28 protein-coding genes are annotated in these 22,712 nt (G+C 56.0%); 18 read left to right on the top strand and 10 right to left on the bottom strand.

The window, feature by feature from the left end; translation table 11 throughout:
• Nucleotides 1-92: 92 nt before the first annotated feature.
• The 5 genes from ACR0CR_RS19920 to mobQ form a co-directional block, all read right to left on the bottom strand.
• Nucleotides 93-728: a LysE family translocator gene (locus ACR0CR_RS19920; RefSeq protein WP_480482937.1), complete on the bottom strand. Its 636-nt coding sequence runs from the start codon at nt 726-728 to the stop codon at nt 93-95.
• Between the two features lie 4 nt (nt 729-732).
• Nucleotides 733-1,614: a DMT family transporter gene (locus ACR0CR_RS19915; RefSeq protein ID WP_480482938.1), complete on the bottom strand. Its 882-nt coding sequence runs from the start codon at nt 1,612-1,614 to the stop codon at nt 733-735.
• A complete protein-coding gene (locus tag ACR0CR_RS19910) occupies nt 1,611-2,552 on the bottom strand; it encodes a ketopantoate reductase family protein (RefSeq protein WP_480482940.1) in 942 nt (313 codons plus the stop codon). The genes ACR0CR_RS19915 and ACR0CR_RS19910 overlap by 4 nt, the downstream gene beginning before the upstream one ends.
• A gap of 59 nt (nt 2,553-2,611) precedes the next feature.
• Complete coding sequence (locus tag ACR0CR_RS19905; protein ID WP_480482941.1) at nt 2,612-3,184, bottom strand: helix-turn-helix domain-containing protein; 573 nt, start codon at nt 3,182-3,184, stop codon at nt 2,612-2,614.
• 67 nt (nt 3,185-3,251) lie between these two features.
• Nucleotides 3,252-4,520, bottom strand: a complete 1,269-nt coding sequence (mobQ, locus tag ACR0CR_RS19900) for a MobQ family relaxase (RefSeq protein WP_480482943.1) — start codon at nt 4,518-4,520, stop codon at nt 3,252-3,254.
• 825 nt (nt 4,521-5,345) lie between these two features.
• On the opposite strand from mobQ, the gene ACR0CR_RS19895 reads away from it, so the two are divergent.
• The 15 genes from ACR0CR_RS19895 (at nt 5,346) to ACR0CR_RS19825 (ending at nt 17,320) form a co-directional block, all read left to right on the top strand.
• A complete protein-coding gene (locus tag ACR0CR_RS19895) occupies nt 5,346-5,642 on the top strand; it encodes a mobilization protein (protein WP_480482945.1) in 297 nt (98 codons plus the stop codon).
• Nucleotides 5,642-7,342 carry a type IV secretory system conjugative DNA transfer family protein gene (locus tag ACR0CR_RS19890; RefSeq protein WP_480602576.1) on the top strand — a complete coding sequence of 567 codons (1,701 nt, stop codon included), beginning with the start codon at nt 5,642-5,644 and terminating at the stop codon, nt 7,340-7,342. Before ACR0CR_RS19895 ends, ACR0CR_RS19890 begins: the two co-directional genes overlap by 1 nt.
• Nucleotides 7,343-7,421: 79 nt before the next feature.
• Complete coding sequence (locus ACR0CR_RS19885; RefSeq protein ID WP_480482953.1) at nt 7,422-7,991, top strand: DJ-1/PfpI family protein; 570 nt, start codon at nt 7,422-7,424, stop codon at nt 7,989-7,991.
• Nucleotides 7,992-8,038: 47 nt separating this feature from the next.
• Entirely contained in the window at nt 8,039-8,590 is a 552-nt protein-coding gene (locus tag ACR0CR_RS19880; RefSeq protein ID WP_480482955.1) for a hypothetical protein, read from the top strand.
• 318 nt (nt 8,591-8,908) lie between these two features.
• Entirely contained in the window at nt 8,909-9,898 is a 990-nt protein-coding gene (locus ACR0CR_RS19875; RefSeq protein ID WP_480482886.1) for a replication initiator protein A, read from the top strand.
• 18 nt (nt 9,899-9,916) lie between these two features.
• The gene (locus ACR0CR_RS19870) at nt 9,917-10,717 is read left to right on the top strand and encodes an alpha/beta fold hydrolase (RefSeq protein WP_480482957.1); all 801 of its coding nucleotides are present in this window, start codon (nt 9,917-9,919) and stop codon (nt 10,715-10,717) included.
• An 83-nt stretch (nt 10,718-10,800) separates the two neighbouring features.
• Complete coding sequence (locus tag ACR0CR_RS19865; RefSeq protein WP_480482959.1) at nt 10,801-11,469, top strand: AAA family ATPase; 669 nt, start codon at nt 10,801-10,803, stop codon at nt 11,467-11,469.
• Nucleotides 11,451-11,744 (top strand): hypothetical protein, encoded by a 294-nt coding sequence (locus tag ACR0CR_RS19860; protein WP_480482892.1) that lies wholly within the window; start codon nt 11,451-11,453, stop codon nt 11,742-11,744. The genes ACR0CR_RS19865 and ACR0CR_RS19860 overlap by 19 nt, the downstream gene beginning before the upstream one ends.
• Nucleotides 11,745-11,778: 34 nt before the next feature.
• Nucleotides 11,779-12,006: a WGR domain-containing protein gene (locus tag ACR0CR_RS19855; protein ID WP_480482961.1), complete on the top strand. Its 228-nt coding sequence runs from the start codon at nt 11,779-11,781 to the stop codon at nt 12,004-12,006.
• Between the two features lie 147 nt (nt 12,007-12,153).
• The gene (locus ACR0CR_RS19850; protein WP_480498622.1) at nt 12,154-13,035 is read left to right on the top strand and encodes a type IV toxin-antitoxin system AbiEi family antitoxin domain-containing protein; all 882 of its coding nucleotides are present in this window, start codon (nt 12,154-12,156) and stop codon (nt 13,033-13,035) included.
• Complete coding sequence (locus ACR0CR_RS19845) at nt 13,028-13,939, top strand: nucleotidyl transferase AbiEii/AbiGii toxin family protein (protein WP_480482898.1); 912 nt, start codon at nt 13,028-13,030, stop codon at nt 13,937-13,939. Before ACR0CR_RS19850 ends, ACR0CR_RS19845 begins: the two co-directional genes overlap by 8 nt.
• A 120-nt stretch (nt 13,940-14,059) precedes the next feature.
• Nucleotides 14,060-14,776 (top strand): hypothetical protein, encoded by a 717-nt coding sequence (locus ACR0CR_RS19840; protein ID WP_480602573.1) that lies wholly within the window; start codon nt 14,060-14,062, stop codon nt 14,774-14,776.
• Nucleotides 14,777-14,807: 31 nt separating this feature from the next.
• The gene (locus tag ACR0CR_RS19835) at nt 14,808-16,016 is read left to right on the top strand and encodes an XRE family transcriptional regulator (protein ID WP_480482969.1); all 1,209 of its coding nucleotides are present in this window, start codon (nt 14,808-14,810) and stop codon (nt 16,014-16,016) included.
• A gap of 14 nt (nt 16,017-16,030) precedes the next feature.
• Nucleotides 16,031-16,225, top strand: a complete 195-nt coding sequence (locus ACR0CR_RS19830; protein ID WP_480482902.1) for a hypothetical protein — start codon at nt 16,031-16,033, stop codon at nt 16,223-16,225.
• 399 nt (nt 16,226-16,624) lie between these two features.
• Nucleotides 16,625-17,320: a hypothetical protein gene (locus ACR0CR_RS19825; RefSeq protein WP_480482971.1), complete on the top strand. Its 696-nt coding sequence runs from the start codon at nt 16,625-16,627 to the stop codon at nt 17,318-17,320.
• Nucleotides 17,321-17,343: 23 nt separating this feature from the next.
• On the opposite strand, the gene ACR0CR_RS19820 is transcribed toward ACR0CR_RS19825, so the two are convergent.
• Both ACR0CR_RS19820 and ACR0CR_RS19815 read right to left on the bottom strand, forming a co-directional pair.
• Complete coding sequence (locus ACR0CR_RS19820; protein ID WP_480482906.1) at nt 17,344-17,883, bottom strand: recombinase family protein; 540 nt, start codon at nt 17,881-17,883, stop codon at nt 17,344-17,346.
• Between the two features lie 68 nt (nt 17,884-17,951).
• Nucleotides 17,952-18,812, bottom strand: a complete 861-nt coding sequence (locus ACR0CR_RS19815; protein ID WP_480498623.1) for an EamA family transporter — start codon at nt 18,810-18,812, stop codon at nt 17,952-17,954.
• A 279-nt stretch (nt 18,813-19,091) separates the two neighbouring features.
• Here ACR0CR_RS19815 and ACR0CR_RS19810 point away from each other — a divergent pair, with 279 nt between their 5' ends.
• Together ACR0CR_RS19810 and ACR0CR_RS19805 are read left to right on the top strand one after the other, a co-directional pair.
• Nucleotides 19,092-19,715 (top strand): LysE family translocator, encoded by a 624-nt coding sequence (locus tag ACR0CR_RS19810; RefSeq protein ID WP_480482908.1) that lies wholly within the window; start codon nt 19,092-19,094, stop codon nt 19,713-19,715.
• A 54-nt stretch (nt 19,716-19,769) separates the two neighbouring features.
• Nucleotides 19,770-20,210, top strand: coding sequence for a GFA family protein (locus tag ACR0CR_RS19805; RefSeq protein ID WP_480482909.1), 441 nt, complete (start codon nt 19,770-19,772; stop codon nt 20,208-20,210).
• 199 nt (nt 20,211-20,409) lie between these two features.
• Here ACR0CR_RS19805 and ACR0CR_RS19800 read toward each other — a convergent pair whose 3' ends face one another.
• Nucleotides 20,410-20,853: a carboxymuconolactone decarboxylase family protein gene (locus ACR0CR_RS19800; protein ID WP_480482911.1), complete on the bottom strand. Its 444-nt coding sequence runs from the start codon at nt 20,851-20,853 to the stop codon at nt 20,410-20,412.
• 235 nt (nt 20,854-21,088) lie between these two features.
• Between ACR0CR_RS19800 and ACR0CR_RS19795 the strand changes: the two genes are divergently transcribed.
• Nucleotides 21,089-21,664, top strand: coding sequence for a recombinase family protein (locus tag ACR0CR_RS19795; RefSeq protein WP_480482913.1), 576 nt, complete (start codon nt 21,089-21,091; stop codon nt 21,662-21,664).
• 135 nt (nt 21,665-21,799) lie between these two features.
• Here the strand turns inward: ACR0CR_RS19795 and ACR0CR_RS19790 are convergent, their stop codons facing one another.
• A complete protein-coding gene (locus ACR0CR_RS19790; RefSeq protein WP_480482915.1) occupies nt 21,800-22,483 on the bottom strand; it encodes an HAD family hydrolase in 684 nt (227 codons plus the stop codon).
• Nucleotides 22,480-22,712 (bottom strand): tautomerase family protein (locus tag ACR0CR_RS19785; RefSeq protein ID WP_480602571.1); only part of this gene is annotated, 233 nt, incomplete at its 5' end. The genes ACR0CR_RS19785 and ACR0CR_RS19790, both read right to left, overlap by 4 nt.

Genomic DNA, 22,712 nt, shown 5'->3' with positions numbered 1-22,712 from the left:
GTCGATTTCGCGGGTGTTTTCCTTCTCGTCGCCGCGATCCCTCTCTGTTGTGGCAACCATTCCAATGGTGCAGTAAGTACCAACAACAATCCCTAATTTCGCTGCATTGTCAGTCGCACCGCCAGCGACACGAGCATGATCCCCAGCAACCGGTCCAGCCATCGCGCCAGTTTTGGATCACGCCGAAGGCGGCCCGTTATCGCCGCACCACCGAACACAACAAATGGATCAACAAGAGCTGCCACACCAATAATCAGTAGGCCGTGTAGAAGAAGTTGTGCCCACTCTGGACCGGCTCCGGGCACAACGAATTGGGGTAGTATAGAAATAAAGAAAATCGCGACTTTCGGATTCAGCAGGTCAACCAGCACACCTTGCCTGAAGATCGCCAGATTTCCCCTGAGCGGAACCCCCTTATCAGTTGGCAGGTTCATTCCACGCGACAATAGAGAACTTATCCCAAGCCAGAACAGATAGGCTGCACCAACCCATTTTACGATTGTAAAAGCAACGATTGAGGTGGCCAGAATTGCTGAAAGCCCGATTGACGCGAGGATGACGTGCAAAGCAGCGCCAGTCCAGATTCCGGTCATTGCAGCAAACCCGGCCGATCTCCCTCCACGGGCCGATTGCCCCAGAATGAACGCGATGTCCGGACCTGGCGCTATGTTCAGAAGAACGGCCAGAGACAGAAAACTTGTCCAGTGCAGCAGGCTATAGTCAAACATCTCTTCACCCCCTCGAAATCGCTACGGTTTGCTTCTGCTTCGAAGCAAGCCAAACCGTCAGTGACACAGCCAAACCAAAACCGGCGACATTCGCGCCGATGGTTTCTGACAGCAAAAGTGCCGAAAACCCCAAGGTGAAAAAAACCTGTAGAAGCTGTAGCTGCGATATCCGCGCAATGCCTCCCAGGGCCAGCCCACGATACCAGGCAAAGAATCCAAGCAGTTGTGATACCAGCGCCAGATAAGTAAACGCTGCCAGGACCGGCAATGAACTGGACGGCGGCACCGGCGGTATGAAACTTGCCAACACGGCCAGAACGGGAAGCGCGATTATCAGACTCCAACAGGCGACGACCCATGCCTTGATATCGCGCGACAGCATACCTCCCGCCGCATAGCCGAACCCGGCAGAAACAACGGCCAGAAACAGATACAGGTTTCCAATACCAAGCTCGGCGCCATTCCGCCGGATCACGAACACCAGTGTCAGGGCCATTCCGGCCACGCTGAAGACCCAGAACAAGGCGGTGACTCTCTCCCGACCGATCAGAACGCCAAAAACAGCGGTGGAGATCGGCAAAAGGCCCACCACAATTGCGCCCTGAGACGCCGAAACAGTCTGCATCGCGAGAGAGATAAAGAACGGAAATCCGAAAACGGTGCCCAGGCTGCACCCGATCAATGGGATGAACTGCCTGCCGCGCGGTCGCTCCGGCCGCAGTATCAGCAACACGGCCCCGGCGACCAACGCCGCCACGATTGCCCGCCAGATCGCGATCTGGTCCGGTGACAGCCCCTGCAAGGCAATGCGCGTCATTGGCAGGGTCAGGCTGAAAGACAAAACGCCAAGCAGCCCCAGAAGAACACCCTTCCGCACATCCATCATGCGGATTTCACAACGGCGACTCGCTGCCCGAGTTCATATGCCTGCAAATGAGAGAGACAGGTTCTCAGGAGTGGAACGCGCAGGGCATGACGGGCTGCCCGTTCTGAGAGGTCGCCCAGAATATGGTCGGCTTCGGTTTCATTTCCACTGGCAATGTCCCTGAGCATTGATGCGGTAGATTGTGAGCTGCGATCCGTGAGCTGCTTTCTATATCCATCCAGGGCCGCTGATCCTGGCGGGAAACCCTCTGCCTCAGCAATGCGGGTGCATTCGTCCAGCAATTGCAGGATCAGATCCTCACCTTGCGCGGTCGCCAGGATCGTACCAATGCTTGCCCGCATCAGACAGGTCATTCCGGCAAGTGTGCCCAGAAAAACCAGCTTGTCCCACATGTCCTGTTGAATGTCGTTCCTCAAGCGCAGTTCGATTGGAGAGGCCTGCATCTGGTCAATCAACGCATCCGCTCGCCCATTATCAGCACCTGGATGCAGCGGGCCGAGGAAGAACCGGTTCAGATCGTTGAAATGGCAGATTGATCCGTCTGGGTCTACTTTGACGCCAAGATGGGCGACACCACCCCAGACAGTGCATTCGGGGAATCTTGCCTGGATAGCCTTAATGTGTCGGATACCGTTCAGAAACGGCACAATGATTGTGGCGTCTGAAACGCATGGGGAAACCGCTTCAAGAGCCGAATGCAGGTCATAAGCTTTGCAGCTCAAGAAAATGAAATCGGCGTCTGGTAGAGCTTTGGCATCAGTCGCCAGTTCAGGCAATCCGCTCCAGTTGCCCAACGGGCTTTCCAGGCGCAGCCCGTGCTGTTGCAGATTGTTGGCCCGGTTTTGCCGTACCAGCAATCGCGGCGCGAGTCCGGCTTCTGACATTCGGGCGGTGAGATAGCCCCCGATACCTCCTGCTCCCAATATCAGCAGATGCACGTTGATTCTCCTAAAGTAGACATCATCCACTTTATGAGAATATCGCTTCTCGGCAACAGCTATTTGTTGGCTGTCTGTGCGCCGGTTCCGTCGATTACGATGAAAAACACTGCTTCATCGTCGCCGGTATTGTGAAAGCTGTGTTCCTGATTGGCCGGGTAGAACAGGAAATCACCTGCGCTCAGCTTGTGAATTTCACTGCCGACGGTCACTTCCAACTGCCCCGATTGGACAAAGAGATGCTCTTCAACGCCCGCGCGGTGGGATGGAAACGGCTCGGTTGCTTGTCCGGGGGGCAAGGCATTCTGGACAAAATCGACACCCCTGCCGTGATAGAGCGGCGAAAGGGATCGTCTCACAAATCCCGAGCGGGGATCACGGTACTCCGGCTGATCCTCTGCACGCACGACAACTGCCGACGATGCCACCGGTCCGCCAATGAGTTGCGAAATCGACGTATCCAGCGCTTCGGCCAGTTTGCCAAGAACCGAGGTTGTCGGCATCGCGTCGCCACGTTCGATCTTGGAGATCATCGCACGGCTGACACCTGAAGCGTCCGCGAGTTTCTGGATTGTCAGACTGCGCTTCTGCCTATGTGCCTTCAATGACTGTGAGACTGCTGCTTCTACCATGATGGCAATTTGCCAATTGTGAATCTCAGGGGCAAGGCATTCTGGGTCTCGCCTTCTTCGCACCCCCTCAATGACTGAGGCCCGGGTCACGATCTATCTCCCTGTCGATTTCGCGGGTATTTTCCTTCTCGTCGCCACGATCCCGTTCGGCGTCATGCTCATCCCCCCGATCCAATTTCTCGCGCGGTTTGTTCAACACGCCTTCCAGACGCTCGCGGATCGACGGTTTGTCCACACCGTCGTCACCTCGATCCACCTCGGTCCCTTCCGACCGGCCCAAGGCTTCACGCAAGCGGTCATTGACCCGCCGCAGGTCCGGGGGTTCTTCGACACTCTGCCCACCGGCCTCCGGCTCTTCGCGCCCGACAATCCGCGCCAGCCGATCCCGGATGTCGCCATCTCCGCGATCCGCAGACCGATCCTTGCTGGCCGCCGCCCTGAGCGCCGCCAGACCGGCAGACACACGCCCCTGCCCGGCCTCGCGCTCGGCCCCATAGGTGTCCCGCGCCAGCTCCAGCCGCTCGCGCATCTCGGCAAAAAGCGCCCGCGCCTGGCGAGCCGCATGAACCGCCCTGCCCCGTTCAGTGACAGGTTCATAGTCGCGACCCTCGCGCTCGGCTGCCGCCTTCTCGCGTCGTTCCATCGCATTGGCCGCTGGCCCCAGCTTGACCTCCGGATCGCGGTCAAGCTCCTCGGCCTTCAGCGCGTCTCCCTGACTCAGAGCGTCTTCTCGCTGCGCCTCCAGTGACCGATGATCGACCCGCTCCACTTCCCCGGCCCGCTCCAGCGCCCGGTTCTGCAACTCGGCCCAGAGACCGCGCATCTGCTCGATCTCCACCCCGCCGGTTTTCGCGGAATCGAGAACACGGGTCTTGGCCGTGAACCCCTCCGGTTCCAGCTTCCGGGTAGAGGTCAGGACATGGGCATGATGATTTCGCTGATCCCCTTCCCGGTGCGGTGCGTGGATCGCTACATCGACCGCCACGCCGTAGCGGCTGACCAGCTCCTCGGCAAACTGGCGGGTGATCTGCGACCGGTCCTCCGCGCTGATCTCGGAGGGCAGCGCCAGCTCCCATTCGCGGGCAGTGACGGAATTGCGCCGTGTCTCGCTCTCCTCGGCAGCGTTCCAGAGCGCGGAGCGATCCTGCGCCCAGGACGGGGCATCCTTTGGGGTCAGGATAAAGGTTTCCTCGATGCCGCGCTTGGCGGTGTAATCGTGGACCCGGCCCTCCCGCTGACACTCGATGCGCTCGCCTGCACGGTAGGCCCCAGCCGCCGTCGCGGTGCGTCCGGCGCTGCGTTTGATCGTCTTCACAGAGAGGTGGTAGCTGGCCATGCGCCCTCCCCTCTCGCAGATGACAAACGCCACCGCGCCCGCGAACGTCGCCGCAAAGCATCACCAGGCACATACGTGCCGCCCGGCTCTTGGCCCGTGACAAGAACCGGGGTGATCGCGCAGAATGGGAGATGCAGCTTGTCCGCCCTCCTCGGTGTCGGACAGGTTGCACCTCTCCCTGTTGGGCGTAAGTCGATGGCTTCGGAACGATATGTTCCGGAGCCATCGCTGCCACGACCAACCGTCTTTTTCCCGGAGGCCCGCCCCCCACAAGGCTGGGGCCGGAGGGAAAAAGACAGCCCCGACGAAGCGAGCCAACGGCTCTCTGAGGCGCGGGCTTGCCCGTGAACTGCCCCCAAATCCCCAGCCTTATGAGGGGCGGGATATGGGGGCAGTTCACTGGCGGTTTGCCGGGGGCAAACCCGGCGGAGATCAAGGGTAACAACCCCACAGATCGACGCTCCCCGGAACGGCAAAGACAAAAACAGACCGGCCCCCATCGTGGGGCATCGGTCTCGATTTTGGAGCTGCCGTTCCGACCGCAATCCAACCGCGCAGGTTGGCCCTGGAGAGTTCGAGAGGCCCGGAAGGCCTTTCGTTCCGTCGCGCATCGCGGCGGAAGGGGTTGGCCATCGGCCGGGGCTTTGCCCCAGAGAGATCGCACGCAAATCTTGGAGCCGTAGGCGGAGAGTTTGCATAAGTGCGCCCTTGTCCTTTACAGGCCTACGGGTACGCGTTAACGGTGGTTGTGGCAAGACCACATTCGATGCAGCCCTTTTCGCCACATCCCGTTTTATTCCGCCCGCATTTTTTGGAGGTGCCGGTTTGGCAGAGACAGAACTCGAACGCGCCGAGAAACGATACGCCCAGGCCAAGGCCCGCCTTCAGGCCCTGCGCAACCGGGAAGCCACCAGACAGCGCAAACTGGATACCCGGCGGAAAGTCATCCTCGGCGGTGCACTCATGGATTTGGCCGAACGGGACAGCGGCGCGGCGGTGATGCTGGAGCGACTGATCCGCAACCTGTCCCGCGAACAGGACCGCAAGGCCTTCGCGGACTGGGGCGCTTCAGGGGAGGCCCCCTCCCCTGCCCCCGGTTCTGATCCAGACGGGTCCGCCTGATGCGCTGGCTGGCCTCGGTCCTGGACCGACCCTTCCGGTTTCTTCTGCGGCTGGTCTTCACCCCGATCCTGTTCATCTGGATGATCGGGGCCATGGGTTTTGGCGCGATGCTGGGAGCGCTCGCCGGGTTCTTTCTCTCGATCCCCTTCTTTGAAATCCCGCCCGGCCAATCCACCTGGGAACTGGTGATCTACATCCCCTGCATGATCATCGGTGCCATCTTCGGATTCCAGTATTGGCGTTTCACCTCCGGCGCAGACAATTTCTTCGGCCTGAACGGAGACAGCCACGGCTCGGCCCGTTTCGCCAGTCGCAAGGAGCTGAAGAAGCTGGTGAAGCCGGACGGGTTGCTCATCGGTCGGTCTCCCGCCGGTCAGCTCCTGCGCTATGACGGTCCTGCCCATCTGCTGACCCTCGCCCCCACACGGGCCGGGAAAGGCGTCGGCACGGTCATCCCGAACCTGCTCATGGCGGATCGCTCGGTGATCGTGGTGGACCCCAAAGGCGAGAACGCCCGGATCGCCGGGGCTGCCCGTCATGCTTTCGGTCAGGTCCATATCCTCGATCCGTTTGAGGTCTCCGGACAACCCAGTTCGTCCTACAATCCACTAGACCGGCTGACAGCCACCAGTCCCGATCTGGGCGAGGATGCCACCACGCTGGCCGATGCCCTGGTCATGGACCCGCCGGGACAGGCGCAGGAGGCACACTGGAACGAGGAGGCCAAGGCCATCCTCTCCGGGCTGATCATGTTTTGTGTCGCCCATGAGGAGCGCGACCGGCGCAATCTGGCCACCGTGCGGGAATACCTCACCCTGCCCCCGGACAGGTTCCGGGCGCTGCTGGAACTGATGCAGGACAGCGACGCCGCCCACGGGCTGATTGCCCGCGCCGCCAACCGGTTTCTGGGAAAGGCGGATCGCGAAGCCGCCTCGGTCCTGTCCAACGCGCAGCGCCACACGCATTTCCTGGACAGCCCGCGCATCGCAGGCGTGATCAGCCGGTCGGATTTCCACTTCGCGGAGCTGCAACAACGCACCGTGTCGGTGTTTCTGGTGCTACCGCCCAACCGGCTGGACGCCTACAGCCGCTGGCTGCGCCTGCTGATCTCTCAGGCGCTTCAGGACATCGCACGGCACGCAGAGGGGCCACAAGCTGTCATAGAGGCCCGGAACGGCGCGCAGGGCGTCTCAGGGGCCGCAGGAGGGCCAGAGGGAGCCTCACGGCCACCAAGTAGCCCTACCCTCTTCCTCCTCGATGAATTTGCCGCTCTCGGCCGTCTGGAAGCCATAGAACGCGCCATGGGGCTGATGGCAGGCTACGGATTACAGATCTGGCCGATCTTGCAGGACATGAGCCAGCTCAACGATCTCTATGGCAAACGCGCGGGCACCTTTGTGGCCAATGCAGGCGTCCAGCAGGTCTTTGGCGTGAATGATCTGGAAACGGCCCAATGGCTGAGCAGGATGATCGGCCAGGAAACCACCGGCTATCAGACCCAGAGCTATAAACCGGGGGATGCGCCCTCGATGACGCAAAACGTCACTGGCCGCGATCTGCTCACACCGGATGAAATCATGCAGATGCCGCCCGATCTTCAGCTCCTGCGGGTTCAGGGCAATCCCACGGCCCTCGCCCGCAAGCTGCGCTATTACGCCGATCCCGAGTTCAAGGGGCTGTTCCAGCCGCAAGACCGTTAGATGCCGCTACGGATACCAGATTGTACAGGCCAAATGTTCACATTATGTTCGCATTAAGTTTGATTGAAGGAGAATACCTATGACAAAAGTAGCCGTGATGCTGACGGAAGGTTTCGCAGATTGGGAATACGCATTGATTGGCGGGACTGGTGGCCCGTTTTATGGCCTCGACGTTCAGTATTTCGCACCCGAATCTGGTGAGCTGCAATCTCAGGGCGGGCTGACAGCAAGGGTTTCACAGGATTTCGAGGCATTGATGGCTTGGCAACCGACAGTCTTGGTGGTTGTCGGTGGTATGATCTGGGAAACTGACAATGCGCCGGATGTCAGTAATATTCTCAAATCCCTGCACGGCAGCGGTACCAGCATAGGCGGCATCTGCGGCGGCACACTCGCTTTGGCGCGAGCGGGTCTACTGGACAGCACCTCCCACACCTCCAATGATGGGGGTTTTCTCAAGAAACACGCATCAGGTTATCAGGGTGAAGCCTTCTATCAGGCAAGCGCATCGGCGGTTTCAGCGGATCGAGTGATCACTGCACCAGGCACCGCTCCGGCAAGTTTCACGGCGGCCGTTTTTGCAGCCGCTGGATTGTCGGACGAGGTGACTTCCCAGTTCAAAGGAATGATGGCCGCTGAACATAGCTGACATCGGATCTTCAGCCGAAAAACCAATAACGGGAAAGAAACACGAGCATGTCAGACCAGTCCCCCTCCCCTGCTCCGCTCTCTGACGAGGAGCTGCGCGAAACCCTTGATATGGTCGGCACGGTGCTGGCCAGCGTGTCGGATCGTGTAGATGCCCAGACCGGCACCATGGATCGCCTGGTCAAAACGGCCACAGAAGCACGACAGGCAGCTTTCGCGGCACAGAACCAGACCGATCCGGAACAATACGGCAATCTGGTGGGTCAGGCTGTTGCGGGGAAAATCACTGATCCGCTCAATCACATGATCCGGGTTGCCAACGTGTTGAGCAAACAAAGCAGTCATACCGAAGAGGTTCTGAAAAAGGCTGAACAGGACAAATGGGACATCCTCAATGACATCCGGGACCGGGAAAGACAGGTGGACCGCTGGAAAAACCGTCTGCCCTGGTTTGCTCTGGGCGCTATCGCTCTCATTGTTGCGCTGACGGTGACGCTTCCGCGTTTCTCAGCAGTCAACGGCACCACATGCGCTGTCTTTGGGGGGGAGTGGGTCCGTACAACAGAGGGGAATCCCGCCTGCGTCCATTATCAGGATTGAGGGTAGCGCAGTGAGTTATCCACAGGCCATCTGCAAGCCAGTGGGTGTTATATATGTGTTAGATATAGTGTTACGAGAATCGGTAGATTTCTAAGTAACTGTTTTTGTAAGCGAAAATTGGCCTGTTTTAGACAGCTGGTGTGTAGAGTATCGAAGAATGGTGGGTAGACTATCGAATAAAGGTGTGTAGAGTATCGAAGAACTTGGCGCACTGGTGGGCAGAGTGTCGAATAACGGTGGGTAGACTATCGAATAATGGCGCGGCCTAGAAAACGAACAGCTTTGCTACCTCAGAGGCATACGGAGCCAGACCTCTTCGTGTGCGATATTCTGGATGCGACACCGAAGAGTGACCGAGCTTCCATGGAGCATCCGTTGTTCTCGTTGTCGGTCAAGAAAGACATGGCTGCGTTTGAATACCAGCAAGGCAACGTGAAGGTGAAGATCACGCCAGCGGCTGAAGAAGGCCGTGCAAACGTCTTTGATCGGGATATTCTGATCTACGTGTTGAGCCAACTCATGGCTGCTAAGAATGAAGGTCAGGAAATTGGTCGCCGTGTTCAGATTTCAGCGCATGACCTTCTGAAAGCCACCAATCGCCACACGACCGGCCAGGCCTATGCCACACTGCGCCGTGCCCTCACCCGCCTCCAGTTCACCCAGATCGAAACCAATATCCATGACCATGGTGTCGGAGAATGGCGGTCCATCTCGTTCATTACCGATGCGCGGATCGTCAAAGAAGATTCCACAGGGCGGTTGCTGAGCGTAGAGCTGGAGATGGGGGATTGGCTCGTAAAGGCCATTGAGAACAAGAATGTTCTGACTCTTCACAAAGCGTATTTTCAGCTCCGGAAACCTCTGGAACGCCGATTGTATGAGCTGGCCCGCAAACACTGCGGCAAGCAGGATGTCTGGCGGATTGGTCTCGACAAGCTACAGCATAAGACCGGATCAACATCGACCACCAAAGAGTTCAAACGCCTCGTCAAAGCGATCTGCAAAGCGGATGAGGAACAAGGGCATATGCCGGATTACCGCTTCAGGCTGCTTCATGATGTATTGGAAGTATCACCCAAGCCTGAATTCCTTGACATATATCAAGATTCTGCGGACACCAGCCCGGAAATTTCAGTGCGGCTTTCCCCTGAAACTTACGAGAAAGCAAGAGAAGCCGCTCCGACATGGGATGTTCACTTTTTGGAGCAAGAGTGGCGGATGTGGATGAGCGAACCGCCGCGTCATCCCGACGGTGCTTTTCTTGGATTTTGTCGAAAGTGGTTTGAGCGAAAAGGTCGCGCCCCATAACTGATAATAGTTATCTAATTGTCTGATGCGCTTCAAAAGAAGGAACTTAAGGTGAAATCCCTTAGAATTAACGAGCATTCCGCATCTCTCCGCTTTATGGAGTTTGACGGGAATGGGCTTCCGCTGTTGATGCTGCATGGCTTGGGTTGTTCTGCATCATTTGAATATCCGGAACTCGCCCGTTCTAACCCGCTCGCAGAGCACCGTATAATCCTAATCGACATGCTTGGCTTCGGGTACAGCGATCAACCATTGGATTTCGGCTATAGCGTTAGCGATCATGCTGAAATTATTGCCGAATTCGCAACCAAGATGAATCTTGGGCAGTTTAATCTCTATGGCCACAGTATGGGTGGGACGGTAGCAATAGAAGCAGCGACCATTCTTGGCGATCAAATCAAAAACCTTGTCCTTTCGGAAGCCAATCTTGACAATGGGGGCGGAAAATTCAGCACAGATATCGCGCTGGCTGGCGAAGAGGTGTACACCACCCGCTTACATGCCGAAACGCTTCAAACAGCGATGCGCTCGGGCAATCATGACTGGGCGACGACGATGCGTTTCAGTCTCCCACGAGCGGTATATTATGGTGCATCGTCTTTGGTAGAAGGAGGTACGCAAAATTGGCGTGAACTCTTGTATCAGCACCCAGCTAGAAAGAGTTTCATATTCGGAGAACGGTCTCTTCCGCACCCTGATTTTGATGTCCTACCAAAACAGGGTATTGAAACCTTCTCTGTTCCCAATGCCGGTCATTCTATGGGGGTAGAAAACCCGCTTGGGCTGGCGAGTTGCATAGCGCGGGCAATACAAAGATGAGAACACCTAGTAGATAACAGATATTTGTTACCTGTTGACTGTTATCAAATACCTGTTATCAGTTATCAAAAAGAGGGCAGAACATGACACAGGTAATCAGCGTTGTGCAGGAAAAGGGTGGAGCTGGAAAAACCACGCTGCTCACCGCAATCGCCAGTCTGATGGTTGAAGATGGAGCCAAGGTTGCTGTGATTGACACCGATCCGCAGCGCCATCTGGAATCCTGGGCCAAAAAGGATCAGACGGCTCTAGACTGGCTGTATGAAGAAAACGACGAACGGCTCATTCCCACGGTTAAGGCACTTAAGAAATCTGAACAGCCTTACGACGCTATTTTCATCGACACGGCCGGTTTCAAGTCGGCAATGGCTATGCACGCTATTGCAGCGGCAAATCTGATCTTGATCCCATCCAAGGCCAACGAAGCTGACGCAAAGGGCGCAAAGCGCACATACTCCCACGTTCAGAGCGTTGCCGAAACCATGGAGAAGGAGATCGCCTCGTTCGTGGTGATGATGGATGTTGATACCAACACAAATATTACGCAGGCCATTACCGATGCACTCGATGCGCAAGAAATACCTCGTCTTCGCGCGATGTGCGCGCACCGAACCGGGTTCAAAGAAATGACCTCTACAGGAGCTGGACCGCAAGGATCGGCCAAAAGGTCCGCGCAATCGGTGTTGGCGGACATGCAGGGTAGGGGACTTATCAGCTATTACAGGAGCGACGCATGGCAAAAGTCAGCGTAAACCTCGAAGACGATTTCGATAGTGATGAGGCCACGACCAAAGTGCGTGAGTTGGCGGCACCATTGCCGAGTGTGAGCAAGGCCAAATCCGCTGCATTGAAAGATGCGCCTCGTGTCCAGTTTTCGTTCACGAATGTCCCGAAACCGATCAAGGACGCTTTTGACCAGGAGGCGCTGAAACGCGGTCTCTCCAAGAAAGAACTGCTTTATGCCTGCCTCCGATCTGGCGGCATCGAGATTCCAGATGCTGAAGAAATTGATGGGCGCAGAAGATAACAGATAACAGTTATCCATCCGCTGGAGCTGAAACATGAAAGCTCACCTCGAAAGACACGATCCATCCCAGAACATTGCGCGCTACTATCGCATGTCAGTTCTGCCCAATCTATTTGGGGAATGGACGCTTCGCCGAGAATGGGGCCGGATCGGTCGAAGTGGTCAGGTTCGTATGGATTTATTTCGTAGCCAGGTTGAGGCCGAGAGTGCCTTAGAGACATTGACGGATGCCAAGCAAAAGCGAGACTATGTGAAAGTTTAGCTCTGGATCGGATATCTCTATGTCCTTAGGACATAGAGATATCCGATCCGTATGTCAAACCAGTTGAATCCTTTCGACCAATCGAATCCTTGACTACTCTGTGTGCCATCTGTATATGTCCTAAGGACATATACAGATGGCACACGTATGAAGTTCACAGACGGGGTGGAACAAGCGCTCCTGAAGCGCGATCTGCCGATCATCACATATTACGATTTCTTCGTTCTGGGGCATTCGCTTTTCCAGAAACGTGAATGGGACGGAGAACCTCTCAAACGTATGCCGCAAGGGTGGGATCAAACCCGTGCGAATAACGCTATCAAGCGCATGGAAGAACGCAGAGCACTAGTCCCTGATTCCGATTTCAGGTCGGGTGTCTGGCGTGTCACGCAAGCCACTCGTGCGGGGTCGGCGGAAGAGGTCGTGTGTATTGCTGATCCATTTGCCTATGTCTCACATTTGTCAGCGATGCAGAAATACAGCCTGACAGAACGAAGTCCCAAAGCTCTGCATGTGACCACGCCGCGTCGTGATCTTTGGAACCAACTCCGAAATAACCGTGTGCGCGATGATCTGCCCGAGATCGAAGACATAGATAAGCCGGTGCTCTATCGGCCAGGCTTTAAGGATACAATTCGGCGGCGACCGGTCATTATGCATATCTCAAGCCACCCCTGGACGCCTGTGCCTCTCGGTGGCGAGGAAACCCGGATCACGTCTATCGGCCAAACCTTTGCAGATATGATTACAGAGCCGGGATTGTGCGGCGGGATGCGCCATGTCCTCGATGTCTGGGAACGTGACGCGGATCAATGGTTGCCAGAAATCGTGGCGGCCGTGGATCAGTTAAACAGCAAAATTGCCAAGGTCCGGGCAGGATATATCCTCTCGGAAGTGCTGGAGCTTGATGATCCCGCTATTGCGCGTTGGGAAGCCTTTGCGCAAAGAGGGGGATCACGGAAGTTGGACCCTGAAGCGGACTATCTCCCCGAATTTTCAGAACGATGGATGATTTCACTGAATGTCTGATGCAGAACACATGGCCGATGAGGCCGAATACGACATTGTAGATGTGGATGTGCGGGCCTGGGTGGAGGCTGCGCGCTCTAATCCAGCTCAGTATCGCGATAGGCAGGTTACGGAGATTGTTCTTGCGGCCATCGGGTTGGCCCCCAACCTGAACACAAACCTAGTCCTGAAGGGTGGGGCTGTGATGGCCCTTGCCTTCAAAAGCAACCGGGTCACGGCCGATGTGGATTTCACCTCAATCGTGGAACCAGCCGGGTTTGCGGATCAGATCGCAGATGATCTGAACGCCATCTTGCCCCAAACCGCAATCCGCCTTGGGTATCTGAACCTTCTTTGCCGAGTGCAAACCGTCAAGAAAATGCCCAAGCCGCTGAACTTCGAAGAGTTCGATTTCCCGGCTTTGCTCATCCGGATCGGTTCGGCCGAGCGCGGAACAGGCGAAGAAAAACGCTTGGAAGCCGGGCGCGCCATACGGGTGTTGGATATCGAGATCAGCTTCCGGGATCAGGTGTATGCCTTCCAAGAGCTGAACTTGACCGGGCCGGGGGTCGCGGTTCGGGCATTCACATTACACGAGATCATCGCTGAAAAGCTACGCGCGCTGTTACAACAACCGATCCGCAACAGAAACCGTCGCCAGGATGTCTATGACATCGCCTACCTGATCGAAACCAACGAGTTGACCGATGAAGATCGCCGCAGCATCCTGGAAACGCTGATCGAGAAGTGCCAGGCGCGCGGTATAGAGGCTACGCTGGAATCTATGGATGATCCTGAGATTCGGCGGCGGGCTGAGGTTGATTGGAACACGCTTGCCCTCGAACTGGATGATCTGCCGCCGTTTGATGAGCGGTTTGCCATGATGCACGAGCTGTATCTGTCGCTGCCTTGGCCACAATCTTGAGCGTAGCGGCGGGGCCACAACTGCTCGGTTTCTGCGGCTTGGTGAATGGCTTTCATTGACATAACGCAATTCTGAACTCATAAATCCCTAAAAACGCAACCCCGAAGAATCGGAGCAGTTATGGGGGATTTTGTGAAAACCCGCTTTCCCGTCGCTATCTATCGCGGCCTTATCATTGACCTTGAAGACCGCCTGCGCGGTGAGGCCCTGAAGGCGCATCGGATGATCCAGGATCATTCTGGCCTTGATCCCCGACGCGCGCGGGCGCTGGAAGGTCTGTCGCGCTTTCACATGATGGAGAAGGGGTTTCAGGAAGTCTGTGAGCTTCATGGTGGCGCGCTGCTTGATGGCGGCATCATTCCTGGTACGGACTTCAAAGTGTTTCAGCCGTTCATGCGTTTCGAACATGAAGGGCAGGGCTTTATCCTTGGCCTTGCCGCAATGCCGGAACCCAGCAAGCTGCCGGTGAAGAACAAGTCTCGGAAAGCTGGTGTGACCCTGAACTATCGTCTCTCGCCGCATTTCGACTTTGACGGGACTGCTCCGAAAGTCGGAGATATTTGCATTCTGTTTCTTTTTGCCCGTGACCCCGAACAGGCGGGCAAGATCAAAGAATTGGCCATTGGCGTCATTGATTCCGATTATGAACAGTACCTGTTTTACGAACGGATCGACCAGTACCTCGCGGATGACGGGGATGTGTCGGAACTCAGCTCGCCGCTTCCCACACCTCCTGCGTCGCCTGCCAGCGGTGCTGTCCGCCTGAAACGCACAATAAAGACCTTTGTGCCTCCAGAAGCGCCATCTGCGGATGACGAAGAGGGCGGCACGGCGTAAAGGGTGCCACCGGCACTGACAGGAGGGAACAATGCGTGTGGGAACACCCGGCTTCGTGCCGGAACGCCTCGTTGAGGCCCGCGCAGCTCGGCGCGTTCAAAGTATGAAAGAATTGGCCCGCATGTTGGGCGTAAGCCCCAGCTCGGTATCGCGTTGGGAAACCGGCAAACAAGCCCCCGAAGCGGATGCCCTGGCAGAGCTTGCTAAGGCTTTGCGCGTTCGGCGCGAGTTCTTTTTGCGCCCTGTATTCGATAGCCCGCGCCCGATGTTTTACCGCAAGCTGGTCAGCACACTGAAACGCGACCGCGAATATCAGGCATCCCAGGTGAACTGGTTGCATGAGATCAGCGATGTCTTGCAGCACTATGTGGATTTTCCGGAACTCGATATCCCTGACGTTTTGGACGGAGCCAGCTACAGCCAGCTCCGGGATGAGGATATTGAAGACATCGCGGGTGAGCTGCGTGCCCATTGGCAGTTGGGGGAAGGCCCCTGCACCAATGTTGTTGCCGTGCTGGAAAAGATCGGTTGTGTTGTCGGCTCTATCGAAATGGGCACCTCAAAGCTGGACGGAGTATGCAGTTGGTCGAAATCGGAAGACCGGCCTCACATATTGCTGTCTTCAGACAAGATGAATTTGCCCCGTCGCCAGATGGATGCGGCGCATGAACTGGGCCATGCTGTTTTGCATAGGAACGTCAGCACCGAAGCGTTGCGCGACGATCTGAAGGAGATCGAGCGCCAGGCTTTCCGGTTCGCCAGCGCATTTTTGATGCCTCAGACCACCTATGTCTCCGAGGTTCCAAATTATTCACTGGCCGGGTTGCTGTCATTGAAAGAACGCTGGCGGGTATCTGTAAAGGCCCAAATCAAGCGACTCGTCGATCTGGAAATCATCCCTCAGGACCACGCAACGCAGCTCTATAAAACCTATTCCGCCAAAGGCTGGAACCGGCAGGAACCAATGGACAAGGAATGGGCGGTGCCAAAGCCGCGTGTGCTGCGTGATGCTTTGTGCCTGATCGTAGATTCCGGCACGCGTACCAAAGAAGATTTGTTGTCCGTCGAGTTCACCATGCACCCCGGTGACATCGAGAACCTGGTCAATCTTCCGTCTGGCTGGTTTAGCAAGAAGACCGGTGATGTGGTGTCTCTGACCTTGAAATCCGATGCTTCGCGCGAAACCAACTCTCTTGCAGGGGGATCGGTCATCCAGTTTTCTCGGCGTGAATCGTCGTAACAGAAAGCCAGGTCATGCGTGTACCCATCGACATTTCAGAAGAGGATTTGGACGGCGACTACGGGACAGTGCCAGGGCTGGTCATCACCTGCACCCGCTGTCGCCACTCGGTGGAAGTATTTGGGACAGAAGATAACTCGGTGAAGCGGGGCGCTGTCATGTTGCGGGATGAATGCCCGCTCGATGAGGATAATTTCTACGCTGCGTGAGCAGACTTTCTCCATCAAGTGAGGTAGCGAAAACCGGGCTAGGACATCACAGATTCAGTCATTTCAGTCCATGAGATGTACTTCATGGACTGAAATGGGGTCTTACAAAGATCATATAGGGTAGATGTAATATACTGATAAATAAGGGTATACATATAGAAATCTGCCCGTAGTTACTTGAAGTGTATCTAGATATGATTGGTCCAACAGCGCATTTTTTCGGCATGATCGACCGAAAATTTCCAAAAGGATCTCCGATATGCCGTCTGAAAACCTCCTCTCCTCGCTCCTCGATGCGCCGCCAACTATCCTTGCGTTGCTCCTCGGCCTTGCGGCTGTAGGAGTCGCGGGTCTGGCCCTCCATGTGGTCCTGCGTGCCATCACAAAGGAACGCAGCGAATGAATATGCGGAAATGGGTGAAGCTCCCTTCCGCCTGGCTAGAAGATGGTGGATTGGCTGCATTCAAATGGCGTGCTGGTGTTGGTGCATCTGAAACTGCTGCACTCATGGTTTTGATCGCGGTTGCGCATCGCGCCGATCTCAATGAAGGCTTGGCCCGCACCACCTATGACGAGTTGACCACAGCCACCGGCATAAGCCGGACCAAGGTTTCAGATGCTCTCGATGTATTGGCGGCTCGGAACCTGGTAGTCCGGGAACCAGACGGACGTAGCACCTACCGGCTCACCAATTACGGTGAAGGCCATGTCTGGGCGGCACTACCTGCGAAGCCCCTCTATGATCGTGATGGCGCAATCCCGATGTTTGAAGATTTCCATCTTCGTAAGGCCGCAGAGCTGGATGCCCTGAAAATTTACCTCACGCTTGCAGCCAGGCGGGACGCATCTGCGAACGTGACCCGGATTACCTATGATCAGATCAATGCCTACGCTGGCGTTCACCTCGGCCGGATCAAGCGAGCACTTGGGATTCTGAACATCAACGGTCTGATTACGGTTGAAAGCTATGAACGGAAGGACGGGAAACCAGGTGCGGCACACGGCTATAGGCTGTCACATCTATTCCCAAGTCGTCACGCTGGAACCACCGGCCGCATGGGCGGGATGAGTCACTTGTTCCCTGAACTGGAATAGCGACGTGACAGATAAAACCTCGATTACACCCGACGCACTGTCCGTTCGCTGACCTTGAACAGTCTCGCGATCTCCGCGACGGCGCGTTGTTCGTCATCACGCATCCGGCGTACTTCGTCTTTCTGCGCTGTTGTCAGGGCAGGGGGCCTACCCCCGATCCGGCCACGTTTACGAGCTGATGCAAGCCCCTCCCTCGTGCGCTCGGAAATCCGCTCCCGCTCAAACTGGGCGATGGATGCGAAAACATGGAAGACGAGCCGGCCGGCCGGCGTCGTCGTGTCAATATCCTCGGCCAGGGATCGAAAGCCGGCACCATGCTCACGGATCGTCTCAACAATCTCCAGCAGGTCTTTCAGGGATCGCGCCAGGCGGTCGTACTTGGTGACAATCACAACATCACCATCGCGGAGCTGGTCCAGCATCTTGTTCAGTTCAGGCCGCTCTCGTTTTGATCCGCTGATCTTGTCAGAGAACAACCTCTCGGCCCCGGCCGCCGTCAAGGCGTCCGTCTGTACGTCAAGATTCTGGTCTTCCGTGCTGACGCGCGCGTATCCGATAATCATGCAGCGATCTGGTCAGAAACGTAGGGTTTTGTCCAGATCGCACAGATAGTCGCTAAAATCAGCCGTGATTATTGCCCAGCCAAAGCAAGAACCACGACACCAGCCAGAATGACGCTTGCCCAGGTCAGGCGGTGTTTCAACTGGCCTTCGCCAAGCAACAGGCTTCCCATCAATACCGTCAGCAGAACGCTCAGCTCGCGGATCGGAGCGACGAAGACGACCGGGGTGAAGGTCAGCGCTATGAGGACCAGAATATAGGCAAGTGGATTAAATACCGCGATGACCAGCACGCCCAACTTGTGCTGTTGCCATATGGCCCAGACTAATGCGCGACGGCGCAAGGCAAGCGGCGCTAGCAGAACCGTTCTGCCCACGCTGGACACGTAATCCAGCAGCAGCGGCGGGATCATCAGCGCTGAGACTGCATAGGCATCCCATGCGGTGTAGCTTCCGATGAACAGTCCGGCCATCAACCCGAAACCGAGTGACAGCAAGGCACTGCCCCCAGATCGGCGAAACCCGCCTGTCAGCATCAGAACGCCGAAGATGATGACGGCTCCGCCTGTGGCAATCTGCGGCGTGATCTGCTCACCCAGAAACAGCAGCGCAAAACAGGTGGATAGCAACGGCCCAGTGGCGCGCGCGGTTGGATAGACCAACGACAGGTCGCCCTTGCGATAGCCGATCTGCAACAGCAGGAAATAGCCCAGATGCAGGGCCGCGCTGCCCGCGATGAAGAGCATTTGCGTGGCGTCAAATAACGGGATGCCCGCCCCGATCCAGACGGCCAGCGGCAGGTAGATCACCACCGACAGAGCTGAGAAAAGCCAGACAAGTTCCGGACCGGCATTGATGCGTTTGACGAAGAAGTTCCAGGTTGCGTGACAGAATGCGGCTGTCAGGACGAGCGCGAAGCCAAGGATGGACATGTATTTTACCTCAAAGACAAGTTTCAAGCAGACGTGCGTAAGCACGCCCGTCCATCCCCCCTAGCTTTCTCGTCTTTAAGGTGTCCGCCCGTGCACGGGCTCATAACGGCGCTCGGTCCAGACCTGATAGATCAGCGGAACCCTAGCCGCACATGGATGGGCAAAAGCACCCTACCATCGAAGGTCAGGCTGTAAAGGCCCACCTTGCGCACCTAGCGCACGCCGAATAGCGTGAAGCCTGTACTCCTTTGAAGCCGATCGTTTTTTGAAAGGGATGATATGGACCCGTTTCTGTTTGCCGCATTTGTAACCACGACACTGCTATTCGTCGCTGTGCCGGGGCCATCTGTGGCGTTCGCCTCGGCTCAGGCTGTGCGCCATGGGACAAAGGCGGCTGCGATCACTGTGGCTGGCGATGCTTTGGGAACCGTGGTTCACATCAGCGTCGCGGTCTGGGGGCTGGCAACCCTGATCGCGATCTCTGAAACAGTTCTGCCATTCCTGCAAATTGCGGGCGGTGCCTTCATCATCTACATGAGCATCCAGTCCTTCAGGGTCTCTCGCCATCCAGTCAAAGCGCCAGCGGCCACCAACCACCGCGTCACCTTCTGGGCCGGTTTCTTTGCTTGTGTGACCAACCCGAAGGCCATCGTGTTCTTCGTGGCGCTGTTCCCGAGCTTTATCTCGCCCGATCACAACATCCTGCTTCAGAGCGTAGTCTACGGGGTTATTTTTCTGGTCCTCGATGCGGCGTCCATTCTTGGTTACGCGTTTCTGGCGATGCACGCGGTACGCAAGGCAACATCCCGTTGGCTGAATGTCGAGGTTCTGAGTGGGCTTGGCTTGTTCGAGGTCGGGGTTGGAATGGTGGTCAAAGGTTATCGCGCCATACCGTCGAACTGAGCTGGGGCACTTATTTCCCAAACCCTATTGGCCCGAATTCCAGGAGAGAAATGAATGCATAAACACCACGAAGGCGGTTGCGAATGTGGCGCGGTTCGATATGTGATATCAGGTGATCCAGTTGTGATCTATGCCTGCCATTGCACAATTTGCCAAACGCAATCCGGTAGTGCTTTTGGCTTGGCCATGCGTGTTCATTTAGAAGATTTTACGATCTCGGACGGGAAACTGAAGTCCTTCCAGAGGACAGCGGAAAGCGGGCAGGTTTTCACAAACTCATTTTGTCCTGAATGCGGTACACGCATTCACCATCATGCCAGCAAGGCACCCAATCATCTGAGCCTGAAGCCTGGCACGCTTGATGATACGAGCTGGCTGCAACCTACCCACCATGTTTTTGCACGAAGCGCACAACCCTGGTTCATCTTTCCCAAGAACGCTCAAGTCTTTGATACAGTGCCTCCGGATCGCTCTTGGCTGGCAGGTGGCGAGTGATTGACTACCTTGGTCGCTAGAAGATGATGACGGCTTACCTGAATTCCAGGCCAAAAACCTGCCAAAACCCATTCTATTTCGCCGGGGGTTTTTGACCGGGTTATGCGTTTGATTTGTCGTGGGGTGGAGCAGGGCGGCAAAAACGACCGACTGAAAATGGTGACTAATTTAGGTCTGATGTGCGGGACAATGCCGACATTCACTCTGTTCTTGGCTCTGGTAAATGCCCAAAGCTGATTGCCAAACGGTTCCAAGCATTCATCTGGGCAATAATAAGCGTCAGATCGACAATTTGTTGTTCAGAGAAATGGTCTGATAGCGCATCGTAGAGAGCTTTCGGCGCTCCATTCTCCGCCACCTTTGTAACCGCCTCCGCCCAAGCGAGCGCCGCTTTCTCAGCGTCGTCAAAGAACGTCACTTCCCGCCAAACTGTCAGGCAATCAAGTCGTTGCTGTGTCTCACCAGCTCGCCGCGCCTCACTGGTATGCAAGTCGACACAATATGCGCAGCCGTTGATCTGTGATATTCGAAGCTCAATGATTGCCCTTAGCTTGCCGTCTATAGACGGCATATCTTTCTTTGCTTTCGCCATGCTCGCGATGGCGGGACCGTTGATTGACACATAGTCGAGCCGTTCAATCATTCTCTACTCCAATTTGTTCCTTGCAGCATGTCATCTTTGATTGAGACTGACCAGTCAGGCTTGTTCCGACCGGGTCGAGCTGAGAGCGGCCTTTCAATCTGGTGTCCGTAAGGGGATCGATCAGCGGACAATTTCTCGCCGTGGCAACCCTTCAACAAAACTGGCTCAAAGCGTGTCTCATATAAATGGTACGATATAAATTGCACTGAAGGGGCCTTATTCGTACAGTTCGACCATGAACGCTACACTTATCGGATACGCCCGCTGCTCCACCGACAGCCAAGACCTGAAAGCGCAGAAACAGACGCTCGAAGATTTGGGGGTCGCCCCAGATCGCATCTACACAGACCATGGGCTGACCGGCACGAACCGGGCGCGGCCAGGGTTGGATCAAGCCATCGCCGCTGTGCGGGAAGGTGACACTCTTGTTGTTCCAAAGCTTGACCGGTTGGCCCGATCTGTCCCCGATGCCCGTGCCATCGCGGATCAGCTTCAAGACAAAGGCGTCAAGCTGGCCCTCGGTGCATCCGTCTATGATCCAACCGATCCAATGGGAAAGATGTTCTTCAACATCCTCGCCACTTTCGCAGAGTTCGAGGCCGACCTGATCCGGATGCGGACCCGTGAAGGCATGGCCATCGCCCGAGCAAAGGGAAAATTGCGCGGGAAACAACCAAAGCTAAGTGACAAGCAGCAGAAAGAACTCTGCCGCATGCATGGAACCGGGGAATATTCCATCAGCGATCTGGCCGAAGTGTTTTCTGTATCTCGGCCGACCGTCTACAGAACACTGAAACGGCACCAGACCTGACCTTCGTTGCGCCATGATCGAACTGAAATGACGCGGACAAAGCACCATTTCGCTGCAGCTGCGCCAATGTCTGCTTCCATTCAATGCCCCGGAAGGAAATGGTTTGGACCATCCCTCGACCGTCCGATTGCACGGTTAGACTACATATTGGGCAGGCGAAGCCTGAAGTATTCGCCATTGATTGGTAGCAGCATGCGCAACAAGTTCTGCGTTCGATCCGACAACAACCGGAGTGCCAACGGAATTTAGCATTGGCAAGTCTGATATGTCATCGCCAAATGCCTTGCAGTCTGCTGGGTCAACACCTTGTTCGTTGAGAAAAGTTCGGATTGCTTTTGCTTTGCCCATTCCAATTGTCTGGGGCGTTCCGATTTCGCCTGTAAAGCAACCGTTTGCTCCCAATTCCATTTTGGTCGCGAGAATCCAGTCAACACCAAGGTGATTTGCAATTGGATTAAGCAAGGCTCTAAATGATCCAGATACAAAAACCGGTTCGACGCCTTGTGCCTTGAGATTTCGGAGTTCTGCCACAGACTCTACCATAAAGAAACGTTCCGGGACGGCGAGCCAAGCAGATGCCCAGGCGGTCGCTGCTTCGCCAAGCTCTTCTGGTCGAATGGCGGCAAAGTAACGATAGTACTCCCGGTTAAGAACTTCGCGCGTCGCGTCAATGCTACGCATTCGGGCAAAATCAGTCTCGAACTCCCGCAGGCTCGCAGGATCGCCCCGCCAATCCACAGTCCAGAACTGGTAGAAATCGAACATGCTTTTCACCGAGATCAAGGTGTCGTCGACATCAAAAAAGGCGAATTTGTTCACTTTCCGTCCTCCTCATAGGCCTTCCTACGACTCAGAGTTGGGAAATCGGGATGCGAACCTACCACTCCGGCATCTGCCCAACGGGTGGGCTCGACCTCAGTGAGGAAGACGCTGATCTTGTCCAGCGGTATACCGGTCACGCGGTGCATGGCTGCTGTTACCTCTTGAAGAAGCACTGTAGCTTTTTGTTGGTCTTCCATCTTGAAAGTCGAGATCTGAACGACTGGCA

This window comes from Ruegeria sp. AM2 (assembly GCF_056540685.1).
The sequence above is the reverse complement of the archived record's forward strand: the minus strand, read 5'-3'. Positions and strand labels throughout refer to the sequence as shown.